Source organism: Neolewinella marina, assembly GCF_002631205.1.
GTDB classification, from domain to species: domain Bacteria; phylum Bacteroidota; class Bacteroidia; order Chitinophagales; family Saprospiraceae; genus Neolewinella; species Neolewinella marina.
Map to the genome: position 1 here is coordinate 197860 of NZ_PDLO01000006.1, position 13228 is coordinate 211087.

The window sequence follows — 13228 nt, forward strand, 5'->3', positions numbered from 1 at the left end:
GATACCGCCTACAGCAGCGACATCACCTGCTCGCGATACTTGTCGCTGATCGGGATGGCCACGTCGTCCACGAACACGGAACGGTGCTCGTACCGCGTCACGTGCTGGAGGTTTACGGCGTGGCTGCGGTGGGTCTGGACGATGCTGTGGTGGTTGATCTCGGAAACCAGGTCGCTCAGTGAGCGGCGCAGCACGAGGGGCTTCTGGCCGACCAGGGTGACCTGGACGTATACGTGGTCGGCGCGTAAATGCTGGATGGCCGAGAGGGGCAGGATGTGGGTGGCCTGGCCGGTTTTGACGGTCACCGTCTCTTCCCGTTGCCGGGACTGGTGGTTGTGGAGGGCGACGTCGATGGTGGTCAGCAGGCTGCTGATCTGGACGGGCTTGCTCAGGTAGCCGGCCGGGTAGGTCTCCCGGGCCAGGGCCATGTGCTGCTCATCCACCTGGGAGGTCAGGTAGATGAAGGGGATGGGGTCTTCCTGTTCGAGGAGGTAATGGGCGAAGTCGATGCCCGATTCCGGCCCGCTGAGGCGGATGTCAAGCAGGGCCAGATCCGGCGGGGAGGCTTCGTACAGTTCGACGGCCTCGTCGTAGGAGATGGCTTCTCCCGTGACGATGTAGTTCTGTTCCCGTAGCTGGTCGGCTATGGTGTCGGAAATGATGAACTCATCCTCCACGATGAGGATGCGGCGACCAGGGGAGGCAGGGGGGGGTGTTTGGGACATGAGCGTGAGGGATGCGCTCGGGGGCGGTTAGGGAAGGGCTTAGGCAGTAGTTGTTGCTACCAATGTACGGGTTTTGCGTTTTTTCTTCGGCGTTTCCGCGGGGTCATTTTTGCGGCGGAACCAGATGCGGGTGTTGGCCCCGTTCTGGTTGCTGATTTCCAATCGGCCGCGCAGTTGCCGGCTCATGCCGCGGATGAGGTAGCTGCCGAGTCCTTCTTCCTGTTGGCCGGAGGGGGCGGAAAAGCCCGGCCCGTTGTCCTGGTATTCCAGCAGAAACATACCGTCGTCGGTTTCGGTGAGCTTCACGCTGATGCGCAGTTGCTGGCCGGAGACCACGGCGTACTTGAAGCTGTTCGTCAGCAGTTCGTTGAACATGGTTCCCAGGGGGATGGCTGTTTCCAGGTTGAACCAGTGGTTGCCGACGTCGAGGTCGAATTCGCTGGCGTGGGGCAGCTCGGAGAGCATCTCGAAGTGCTGGCAGATCTTCTGGGCGTAGGTGCGGAAGTTTATTTCGCCCACCCGGCCCTGCTGATAGAGGATCTCGTGGACGGCCGCCATGCTGTACACCCGGCCGGCCATGGCGTCCAGCTGGCCGCGGGCTACCGGGTCGTTGAGCTTCTTCATCTGCATCTGCAGCAGGCTGATGATGATCTGCAGGTTATTCTTTACCCGGTGGTGGACTTCCCCCTGCAGCAGCTTCTGCTGGGCGAGGGATTCGGACAGCTGCTGGTTCTTCTCCTCGGTAAGTTGCTGTTGCTCCAGGGCCGCCCGGGAGCGCCGCACGCGGTTGGTGACCAGGTAGGCGAGCACCAGGATGACCACCACCAGTACGAAAATGAGGATGACCCGCGCCACCCGCGAGCGTTCGTAGGCCAGCATCTTGCTCTGCTCGGCGATCAGCAGGCTCTTCTTTTCGCTGTCGTAGCGTTCTTCGATGGCTACCGCGTTCTGTTGGTTCATCCGGTCGACGTGGTCGAGTTCGGCGGCGTGGGCCAGTTTCAGGTAGTGCCAGGCGGAATCGGTCTGCCCGAGTTCCTTCAGGATGGTGGCCCGGTAGTCGTACAGCCGGTTGAGGTAGGTACTGTCCTTTTCGATGACCATGGCAGCATAGACCAGGGAGGAATCGTTGGCGGCCAGGGCCTCTTCCATGTTGCCGCTCTCGATCTTCAGTCCGGTAAGTACCAGCGTCATCGCGAAGTAATCACCCATACTGCCGGTGTGGTAGTAGTAATCCGTGGCTTCTTCCAGGTGCCGCTGGCTGGCCTGGAGGTCGGTAGACCGGTAGTAGAAGCTCAGGTTGAAGTGGGCCAGGGCCACCTGGTGGGCGTTGTTCTGCTCCTCGGCACTGGTGAGGGCCGTACGGGCGTGCTTTTCAACCTCATCCATGTCCCCGAAGTAGCGGTGGTAGCCCGCGATCCGGTTGTTCAGCAGGGGTACCAGTGAACGGATCCCGTGCTGCTGGATGAGGGAGTCGGCCTGCTGCAGCAAGTCACGGCATTCCTCCGGCTGGTGCTGGTGTTGATGGATGAAGGCCAGGCGGATGTAGGCTTCGGCCAGGATCGAATTGCGCTGCAAACGCTGGGCGTCGTCGATCAGGTGGAGCAGGGCCTCGGTGGCCTCGCCGAAACGGCGCGCACGGACCAGGGCGTTGCATTCTTTCAGGCGGATGAGCAAGCGGAAGTTGCGCTCCCAGGGCTCGGGGTCATCACAGGCCAGGGAAGCGTCCAGGTTGTCGAGGGTAGTGATGGCGCTGTCGCATTTGGCCGCGCTGATCAACTCTTCCGCTGCGAACAACTGCCGCCACATGGTTTCGCTCTGCCCGGACAAGGCGGCCGCCGAAAGGACGGCAAGGGACAGCAGCAGTTTTTGAAGTAGGTTCACAGGTTGAATTTTCATGAGATATACCACCTGGCCGATTCAGACCGTGATAAGCGCCCACTAAAAACTTCGTTGGTAAAGGTAAGGAACACAATCGGTTAGCCGCCCTGGGGTGGCCTGCGATCGGGCATCCTGCCTAGTTGCGGACACAATCCGCGGGAAGCTTTCGACGGGTTTTCATCTTTGGGGAAATCGGTTAATGGAGGGTTGCAGGGGGAAGCTTAGGTTTATGGACGTTCGGCCGGAGGGTGAAGGACAAACAATCGGTTTCGCGGCCATCGGAAGAGGGTTTCCTAAAGTACGAAGGGCACCGGCCGAATCGTGGAGGGTGACAATCCCATGTTCTGAATCCGGGGCTGTTTGTTCTGAATCAGGGGTTGCTGCTTTGAGGAACCGCTTCTTGAGGAAATATTTCTCAAGGTAGGCGGTATCAAATCTGGTATGTGTAAAAAGTACCCGCCCGAACCACGATGGTGGTCCGGGCGAATCAAAAATTTCCAAATCCAATATGTTTTTGGGAGTATAAAACCACCCGATACTAATGCGCTGAATAGGGAGGTGTAAATTTCTATTTTCGAATAGTGTTGCTGTCCGGCCTTCAAAAAGCCGGACAGCAACGGCTTAATACACTCACTGAATCTCTCTCTCTCAAAACATTGGCGGAAACGTGTCTCAAGCGTTTCCGCGCGCTCTCTGAATGTAAACATAGAGCGGCAGCGGGGCGGAGGGGAATTTTCGGGGCGGGATGTTCTGAATCCGGCCCGTCGTGTTCTGAGTCCGGGTGGAGTTGTAGTATTACCTGCTAATAACCAAAGGAAGGATGCCGGTTCCTGCCAGCATCCCTCTGATACGGTATTCATGAAGAATTTATAATGAGAGACGCTAACTGGTATATCTGAATTTAAGGGGCAAAAAATCGCCTGCGGCATCATTAAAGACAGCGCAGGCGACTTGACATTTCTCTACTTGGAAGGCTCAGAACATGTATTCTCGTGTTGTTGTAAGTGTTGTAAGCGGTGTTGAATAACCAGGGAATTTTTTTCTCTAAAAACTGTGTTAGTGCTGGAAAAAGCAGCTCGTGTCTCTCATCACTTGCTGTCGTCTCTCTTTTTCCGTGTTGATACAAACGTAGGGTCGGGGGGGCGGACTGGAGGAATAATTCACCCGCCTTGTTCTGAATCCGGCCCTGCTTGTTCTGAATCCACACCCCAAGACAGTATTTTATAAGGCGTTAGGCCTGAGGAGGTTGTGGCGGAGTCGGGGAGGCCGGGGCGGTGTCGGCAGAAAAAAAGAACGCCCGGATCATACAGATGATCCGGGCGTCTCAATGCTTGTTCAATTGTGTCTCTTCTCTGAAATGTAAGCTTGTATGCTAATGCTCTATGAAATTGTGTACTTCTGTCTCTGAAATCAATTCGTGTCTCTCAAAAAACCTGATTATGGCGGAGCGCCGTCTCTCTAAACGCTCTCTTTCTCTGTTGGTACAAATGTAGGGACACTTATTCCACCTGGGCAACGTTTCCGGACCCCTTGTTCTGAATGCCGCCAAACTTGTTCTGAACGGGAGTCCGGGTGATGAGGGCTCACCCATCGGTGATTTTCCGCCGGTGAGGGGCCATAAAGCAACCGCCCAGACCACTGAGCGTGATCCGGGCGGAGCGGTGTGTGTAACAATGTGTCTCCCTTTTTGGGATTATAACCTTGCGTTGCTTGTGTTATAAAATTGTGTGTTCATTTAGTGAATGCTAATTATCTCTCTCTCGAAATCAAACTTTGCAAATAGTAACTCTCTCTACTCGTTCTCTGTGATACAAACGTAGGGAGGGAAAATTGATGTAGGAGCATGTTTTGTCCCCCTTGTTCTGAATCCGTTCGTGGATGTTCTGAATCCGGATTGGAGGTCGTAGATCCGCTGAAAACGGTTGCTGCCGGTCCGGAATTCCTGCCAGGCCCCGCACCCGCGGCCTCGACTGAAAATATGGCATAAGAAAGCCGGGGCAGGGTGACAAAAAGTCCGATGCATGCATCGGGCGCGTACTTTGCCTATCTTATGGTAGCGTGGACGGACCACTTGGGGCCTTCCCGAATTTATTGAATACTCCGCGGGGGCGGGTGCCGGATTGACAGCCCCGCTGCCGAGCGACAACCATAACGATCATGAACTTCAACAACTTTACCATCAAAAGCCAGGAGGTGCTACAGCGGGCCAGCGAGATTGCAGTGGGCAACCAGCAGCAGTCGATCGAGCCGGCGCACATCCTGAAGGCCATTTTTGAAGTGGATGAGAGCGTAACGCCCTTCCTGTTCAAGAAGCTGGCCGTCAATTTTTCCGCCATCAAGTCGGCCATCGACAGCATTGTGGCCGGGGTGCCCAAGGTCACCGGTGCCCAGCAGGTGCTGAGCCGGGCGGGCGTCGAGCTGGCCCAGCAAGCCAACGTGGTGGCCCGCGATATGAAGGACGAGTACGTGTCCATAGAACACCTGCTGCTGGCCGCCCTGAAGATCAATGACCCGGCCGGACAGGTACTCAAGGACGCCGGCGTCCGCACCAAGGAACTCAAGCTGGCCATCGACGAGCTGCGCGGTGGCAAGCGGGTCACCTCCAACAGCGCCGAGAACGCCTACAACTCCCTGGAGAAGTACGCCATCAACCTGAACGAGCGCGCCCGCGACGGCAAGCTCGACCCGGTGATCGGTCGCGACGAGGAAATCCGCCGGGTACTCCACATCCTGGCCCGTCGCAGCAAGAACAACCCCATCCTGATCGGCGAACCCGGCGTGGGTAAGACCGCCATCGTAGAGGGCCTGGCCCACCGCATCGTCAACGGCGACGTGCCCGAGGACCTGCGCGACAAGGACATCTACAGCCTGGATATGGGGGCGCTGATCGCGGGTGCCAAGTACCAGGGTGAATTCGAGGAGCGGCTCAAGGGCGTCATCAATGAGGTCACCCAGGCTGAGGGACAAATCTTCCTCTTCATCGACGAGATCCACACCCTCGTAGGCGCCGGCAAGGGGCAGGGGGCCATGGACGCCGCCAACATCCTGAAGCCCGCCCTGGCCCGCGGGGAGCTGCGCGCCATCGGTGCCACCACCCTGGCCGAGTACCAGAAGTATTTCGAGTCGGACAAGGCTCTCGAGCGCCGTTTCCAGCAGGTGACGGTCGACGAGCCGAGTGAGGAGGACGCCATCTCCATCCTGCGGGGCCTCAAGGAGCGCTACGAAACCCACCACAAGATCAACATCCTGGACGAGGCCGTGGTCGCCGCCGTCCAGCTGTCGGAGCGCTACATCACCGACCGCTTCCTGCCCGACAAGGCCATCGACCTCATCGACGAGGCCGCCGCCCGCCTGCGGCTGGAAATGAACTCCATGCCCGAGGAACTCGACGAGCTCGAGCGCCGCATACGCCAGTTGGAAATCGAGCGGGAAGCCGTGAAGCGGGAAAACGACGTGACCAAGACCGACCGCATCAAGCAGGACCTCGCCAACCTGGAAGAGCGCCGCAACGAACTGCGTGCCCAGTGGGAAAGCGAGCGGGAAGTGGTCCTGGGCATCCAGGGGGCCAAGCAGCGCATCGAGGAACTGAAGAACGAAGCCATGCGCCTGGAACGCTCCGGCGAATACTCCAAGGTGGCCGAAATCCGCTACGGTCAGATCCCCCAGGCCGAAGCCGAGCTGCAGGAGTATACCGGCCGCCTGAGTGAGATGCAGACGAAAGCCAAGATGCTGGTGAAGGAGGAGGTCGACAGCGAGGACATCGCGGAAATCGTGGCCCGCTGGACCGGCATCCCCGTTACCCGCATGCTGCAGAGCGAGCGGGAAAAGCTGCTCCTCCTCGAGGATGAGCTCCACCGCCGGGTGATCGGTCAGGATGAGGCCGTAGAGGCCGTGGCCGACTCCATCCGCCTGAACCGGACGGGACTGAGCAACCAGGACCGCCCCATCGGTTCCTTCCTCTTCCTGGGTACCACCGGGGTGGGCAAGACGGAGCTGGCCAAGGCCCTGGCCGAGTACCTCTTCAACGACGCCGACATGATGACGCGCATCGACATGAGTGAGTACCAGGAACGCCACGCCGTGAGCCGCCTGGTCGGTGCCCCTCCGGGCTACGTAGGCTACGACGAGGGCGGACAACTCACCGAAGCCGTGCGCCGCAAGCCCTACAGCGTGGTGCTGCTCGACGAGATCGAAAAGGCCCACCCCGACGTCTTCAACATCCTGCTGCAGGTGCTCGACGACGGGCGGCTCACCGACAATAAGGGGCGGGTGGCGAACTTCAAGAACACGATCATCGTCATGACCTCGAATATCGGGTCGGACATCATCCGTGAGAAGTTCTCCCAGATCAACCCGAGCAACGAGGAGGAGATCGTCGAGGAAACGAAGGATACCCTCTTCAACGTCCTGAAGCAGACCGTGCGCCCCGAGTTCCTGAACCGGATCGACGACATCGTCATGTTCCGACCGCTGGGCCGCGGCGACATCCGCCAGATCGTGGAGCTCCAGTTGAGCCTGGTCAAGCAACAACTGGCCGACCAGGGCATCCACCTCTCCGTAGCCGAGGAGGCCATGGATTGGCTGGCCGCCGAGGGCTACAACCCCGAGTTCGGTGCCCGGCCGCTGAAGCGCGTCATCAAGAAGCGGGTACTGCGGCAGCTCTCCAAGCAGATGCTACAGGGCGACATCAAGTCCGGCAGCCGCATCATCCTGGACGTATTCGACGATGTAGTGGTCTTCCGCCAGGCCCGGGCCGGCGAACTGGAGGCCGAAGAGGTGCCCCTGGCGTAACGGAAATCACCCCCGGCCCGGCCCGCCGGTGCCGGGGGTGATCAATCCGCCGTTAAAGACTGTTAAGAAGCCGACGGGCGACCAACCATAATTGCGGCACAGCCGTCTTATTGCCGTGCTTTCTGCCTGCTTTCTCCGAGTGGAACAAATAAACAGCAACAACCAATGAAGAAATTTCTCTTAATCGTATTCGTCGCCGTTCTGGGAGGACTCATCGCCCTGGGCGGTGCGAATTACCTGGGGTGGGGTGATACCCGATACGTTGAGGTCGCGAATACACCCACCAGTCTGACTTCCTTCTCCACCGCCCCCGGCACCCGCGTGGTACCGGCCCCGACCGACGGCTTCGTTATTGCCGCCGAACGGGCCCTGCCGGCCGTGGTCCACATCAAGGCCAGCAAACCCGCCGGACGGGCCAGCGGTCAGGTGCCCTTCGGCATCGACCCCGACCAGCTGCCGGACGCCTTCCGCGACCTCTTCGGCAACCCCGGACGCGGCGGCAACTCCCCCGGTGAGATGCCCCTGCAGCAGGGCAGCGGCTCCGGCGTGATCATCAGCAGCGACGGCTACATCGTCTCCAACAACCACGTAATCGAGGACGCCGAAACCCTGGAGGTGGTCCTGAACGACGAGCGTACCTACACCGCCAAGGTGATCGGGACCGACCCCACCACCGATATCGCCCTGCTGAAGATCGAGGAAACCGGTCTGCCCACCATTCCCTTCGCCAACAGCGACGACGTCCGCATCGGCGAGTGGGTAGTGGCCGTGGGTAACCCCTTCAGCCTCACCGGCACGGTAACCGCCGGCATCGTTTCCGCCAAGGGGCGCAGCATCGACATCGTGCGGCGCAGCGGCGGCGACCTGGCCATCGAATCCTTCATCCAGACCGACGCCGTGGTCAACCCCGGTAACAGCGGAGGCGCCCTGGTGAACCAGAACGGTGACCTCGTCGGGATCAACACCGCCATCAGCAGCCCCACGGGGGTATTCGCCGGCTACAGCTTCGCCGTGCCGAGCGCCATCGTCAAGAAAGTGGCCGAGGACCTGCGGGAATACGGCGTGGTACAGCGGGGCCTCCTCGGCGCCCAGATCCGCCAGCTGAATACGGCCTATGCCCGTGAGCTCGACATCGACCGCAACAACGGCGTCTACGTAGCTGAAGTAATGGAAGGCAGCGCCGCCCAGGAAGCCGGCATCCAGTCCGGCGACGTGATCGTTGCCGTCGACGGCGTCCGCACCCTGCGCAGCAGCACCCTACTGGAGCAGCTCGGCCGCCACCGCCCCGGCGACCAGGTGACCATCACCGCCGAGCGCGACGGCAAGCAGCGCGACTTCACCGTCGTGCTGAAGAATTCCGAAGGAACCACCGGCATCGTCCGGCCCGCCGAGAAACCCGCCGCCGTGGCCTCCCTGGGCGCGGAGTTCGAAAACCTGGATGAGAAAGACGTAAGCCAGCTGAACCTCAAGGGCGGAGTAGCCGTAACCAGCCTGGGCAACGGCCTGCTGGCCGAGCAGACCCGCGTCCGCCCCGGCTTCATCCTGACCAAGGTCAACGGCCGTCAGGTAGAAAACGTCGACCAGCTGAAGCGACTGCTGGAGAGCAGCAAGGGCGCCGTCACCCTGGAGGGGGTCTACCCCGACAGCCCCGACCGTACCTATAAGTATGCTATCGTGAAGTAGGGTAGGGTATCCGACCAAACGTAATCCGCGGGCGGCTCCTTTTCACAAAGGGGCCGCCCGCTCTGTTATAAGGTACGTGAGAAGCCTGTTGCTGGTCCTGTCGCTGTTTTTCCTCGCCGTCGCCCCACCCGGTGGGTCGCCGGCCGCCACCCTGGTGCTGGAGGTGGCCAACATCCGCAGCAGCCAGGGCTCATTATGGGTGGGCATCTATGAATCGGAGGAGGACTTCCTGAACCGGGAGCGCGCGCGGCTCGTCCGCCACCCGGTGCGCTCCACCGGCAGCACCCGCCTGGCCATCGATGGATTGCGGGTGGGCAAGCGCTACGCCATTGCTGTCTTCCACGACGAGAACGACAACGGGGAGCTCGACACCAACCTGCTGGGCCTGCCGGCCGAACCCTACGCCCTGAGCCGTCCCCTGCAGAGCTGGCTGCGCAAGCCCCGCTTTGACGAAATGTGCTTCGTTTTTTCCCCTGACCGGGCTCTGCCGCCCCTCCGGCTTCGGTAGACAAGTCCCGCCAAGCCCGTAACTTCGCGGCCCATTCAGCCAGGCCCCGCGGGGCTCTCAATCCAGCGTATGAGTATCAGAGTAGGTATCTTCTTCGGCGGCCCCTCCCGGGAGCGTGAAATCTCCTTTGCCGGGGGCCGTACGGTATACGATAACCTGGACAAATCCCTCTTCGAGCCGGTCCCGATCTTCGTCGACAGCTTTCGGCGGTGGTACCTGCTGGACTGGCAGTACCTCTACCGCGGCAGCATCCGCGATTTCTTCCCGCCCGTGGCCCTGGCCCCCGAGAGCCGCCACGCCTTCCAGGTCTACCAGGAGAGCCTGGGGCCCCTGGACGAGCTTGCCCTGGAGGACATGGGCCGCCACATCGGCCGCCGCCTCCGCCGCGAGGAACTGCCCGAACTGATCGACATTGCCTTCCTGGCCCTCCACGGGGAATACGGGGAAGACGGAGTGCTGCAGCGCGAACTCGAGTACGCCGGCGTGCCCTACACCGGCAGCGGCGTGGAAGCCAGCGAGGTGGGTATGGACAAGGCGCTCCAGAAAGAACTGATGGCCAAGGCCGGCTACCCCTCCCCCCCGATCCTGGTGATCGAGCAGGAATCCCTGCCCACCGCCGACATCGAGGAGCTGTTCCACCGCTCCGTGGAGCGCATCGGCTGGCCCATGGTGGTGCGCCCCGCCCGGCAGGGCAGCAGCATCGGGGTATCCATCCTGAAGGAGGAAGCCGGGCTGGCCGGCTTCGAGCGGGCCGTGAACGCCGCCTTTTTCCGGGAGCCGCTGTTGTTGGCTGACTACGCCGACCGCAGTCCGGCCGACCGCATCGAGTACGTCCGCCGCGTCAGCGACCTGCGCGACGGCATCGCCTTCCCCCTGGACGCCCAGCGGGGCGACCACCGCCTGACGATCTACACCCCGGACGACCTCTTCGACTACCTGGAAGCGGCCGTAGCGGATGACGGCCACCCCCTGGTGGTGCTGGAAGGCCACCAGAGTGAGGAGCGGGTGATCATTGAGGGCTTCATCGACGGCAAGGAATTCAGCACCATCGTCCTGCGGCAGCCTGACGGTGGGGTAGTGGCCCTGCCCCCCACGGAGATCGTCAAGTTCCAGGGGGAGCTCTTCGACTACCGCAGCAAGTACCTGCCCGGCCGCAGCCGGAAGGTGACGCCCATCAACCTGCCCGCCGAGGCCATCCAGCGCATCCGTCGGGAAACCGAGCGGCTGTTCACCGAGCTGGGCTTCGCGGTTTACGCCCGCATCGACGGTTTCTACACCGCCGACGGCACCATCTACCTCAACGACCCCAATACGACCAGCGGCATGATGCCCTCGTCGTTCTTCTTCCACCAGGCCGCCGAGATCGGCCTGAGCCCTTCCCAATTCCTCACCTACATCATCCGCACCAGCCTGCAGGAGCGGGACCACACGGAACTCATGGACCGCCTGGACGCGGAGCTGGATGCATTGGCGGCGAGCGCGGGTGCCAAGGAAAGGGTGGCCGTAATGCTGGGGGGCACCAGCTTTGAGCGCCACATCAGCGTGGAGAGCGGTCGCAACGTCTACGAAAAGCTGAGTTCCAGCGAGCGGTTCCGTCCGCTGCCCCTCTTCCTCACCGCGCCCCTGGCGCCGGGGCAGGAAGGGGAGGACTTCGTGCTGTACCAGCTGCCGGTAAACCTCCTGCTCAAGGACAACGCCGACGACATCCGCGACAAGCTCATCAAGCCGGCCGAACACCCGGTGATCGACGAGATCCGCCGCAGCTGCCGGGCCATTACGGCGCGCTACGCGGACCCTGACGTGGTATTCGCTCCGCGGCACGTTCCCCTGGAGCAATTGCCGGAAGTGGCCGATCTGGTCTTTATCGCCCTCCACGGCCGACCGGGGGAGGACGGGCAGGTACAGCGCAAACTCGAGCGGCTGGGGCTGCCCTACAACGGCTCCGGGCCGGATAGCTCTTCGATCACCATCGACAAGTACGAGACCCTGCAGGTACTCAAGCAGGGCGGACTGCCCGTCACCCAGCAGTGGCTAGGGCGCCGGGAGGACTTCCTGCTCAACACCCGCGCCTTCTACAACCGGGTGGAGGACCGCTTCACCTACCCCCTGATCGCCAAGCCGGTCGACGACGGCTGCAGCTCGGCCGTCCTTCTGCTGCGCAACCGCGAGCAACTGGAGGCCTACTGCGAACTCACCTTCCGCCCCGGGTCCGCCCAGGAGGCAGCGGCCCGCCGTACCCTCAAGTTGGGAGAAAAGGAGGAGTGGCCCCTGGGCAAATCCACCATCCTCTTCGAGGTGGCCATCACCGCGGCGGGGGCGGAAAAGTTCCTGGAGATCACTGGGGGCATGCTTACCCACTTTGCACCGGACGGCCGCATCCGCTATGAGGTCTTCGAACCCAGTGAGGCCCTGGCCGGCGGCGAGATCCTGAGCCTGGAAGAAAAATTCCTGGCCGGGGAGGGGCAAAACCTGACCCCCGCCCGCCTGGCCACCAAGTCCTACGGCTACGACTACGTGGCCGACCAGGTGAAGGGCGACCTGGAGCGCGCCGCCCGCCTGCTTGGCGTGACCGGTTACTGCCGTATCGACGCCTTCGTACGGATCTTCCCCGATGGGCGGGCCGAGACCGTAGTGATCGAGGTGAACAGCCTGCCCGGCATCACCCCCGCCACCGCCATCTTCCACCAGGCGGCCATCGCCGGCTACCAGCCCTATCAGTTCATTGCCGCCATCCTGGATTTTGCGAAGGAACGCGTCCGCCGGGGTGGTGTAGTGCCCACCGTTGCCGCGCCTGAGCCCCCGGCTTCCCGCCCGGACCCGGCACCCGCGGCCGCGCCCCCGCCCATGACAGAAGAAACGCCGGAAAAATCCTCCTTTCTCGGGCCGCTGCTGAAGAACGTGGTGGCCGCCCTCATCTTCCTGGGGATCCTCTTCCTGTTGCTGAAGACGGGACTGAACTGGTACACCAATCACGGAGAAAGCATGGCGATCCCCACCTTTGAGGGAATGCTGATCGACGAGGCCCGGCAACTGGCCGAATCCAATGACCTGAAGATCGACGTGACGGTCGGCGCCTTCGACCCCGAGCAACCCGCCGGACTGGTGGTGCAGCAACAGCCCCGCATCGGCAGCCGCGTCAAGAACAACCGCACGGTGTATCTGACCATCCTCAGCGACGAGGCCCCCGACGTGGAGCTGCCCAGCCTGGTGGGCAACTACGACTACAACCAGTACATTCGCCTGCTCAAGGTGAAAAACATCAACTACCGGGTACGGGAACGGCAATTCGACGCCCGGCAGGAAGACGGTACCATCCTCTACCTCTACTACGACGGCAAGAAAATTACCGACGAGGACCTGCGCGAAGGGGTAAAGGTACCCATGGGCAGTACCGTGGAATTCGTCATTACCGAGCGCAAGGGCGACGACGTGACGGTGGGCGACTACCGCTGTCAGACCTTCGGTACCGGGGAGTTCGCCATCACCGGCAGCCAGCTGCTCGTGGGCCGCATCGTCGGTGACGTAGCCGACCGGAACGAAGCCTGGATCGTACGCACCGACCCGCCGGCGGGCACCACCGTGGAAGCCGGCAGCCGGGTCGATGTATTCCTCAGCGACGATCTGCCGGAAGAATGCCCCTAAG

General features: G+C 61.5%; 6 protein-coding genes. 4 read left to right on the forward strand and 2 right to left on the reverse strand.

Translation table 11 applies throughout. The features are described from left to right. Window positions 1-8: 8 nt before the first annotated feature. Entirely contained in the window at window positions 9-725 is a 717-nt protein-coding gene (locus tag CGL56_RS14055) for a LytR/AlgR family response regulator transcription factor (RefSeq protein WP_099107206.1), read from the reverse strand. A 39-nt stretch (window positions 726-764) separates the two neighbouring features. Further along, on the reverse strand, window positions 765-2606 hold the full coding sequence (locus tag CGL56_RS14060; RefSeq protein WP_167641647.1) for a sensor histidine kinase: 1842 nt from the start codon (window positions 2604-2606) through the stop codon (window positions 765-767). Window positions 2607-4760: 2154 nt separating this feature from the next. On the opposite strand from CGL56_RS14060, the gene clpB reads away from it, so the two are divergent. The 4 genes from clpB (at window position 4761) to CGL56_RS14080 (ending at window position 13227) form a co-directional block, all read left to right on the forward strand. Beyond that, window positions 4761-7394 (forward strand): ATP-dependent chaperone ClpB, encoded by a 2634-nt coding sequence (clpB, locus tag CGL56_RS14065; protein WP_099107208.1) that lies wholly within the window; start codon window positions 4761-4763, stop codon window positions 7392-7394. Between the two features lie 165 nt (window positions 7395-7559). Continuing rightward, entirely contained in the window at window positions 7560-9077 is a 1518-nt protein-coding gene (locus tag CGL56_RS14070) for a Do family serine endopeptidase (RefSeq protein WP_099107209.1), read from the forward strand. Window positions 9078-9153: 76 nt separating this feature from the next. Beyond that, entirely contained in the window at window positions 9154-9585 is a 432-nt protein-coding gene (locus CGL56_RS14075) for a DUF2141 domain-containing protein (RefSeq protein ID WP_167641646.1), read from the forward strand. A gap of 69 nt (window positions 9586-9654) precedes the next feature. Continuing rightward, entirely contained in the window at window positions 9655-13227 is a 3573-nt protein-coding gene (locus CGL56_RS14080; protein ID WP_099107211.1) for a PASTA domain-containing protein, read from the forward strand. Window position 13228: the final 1 nt, after the last annotated feature.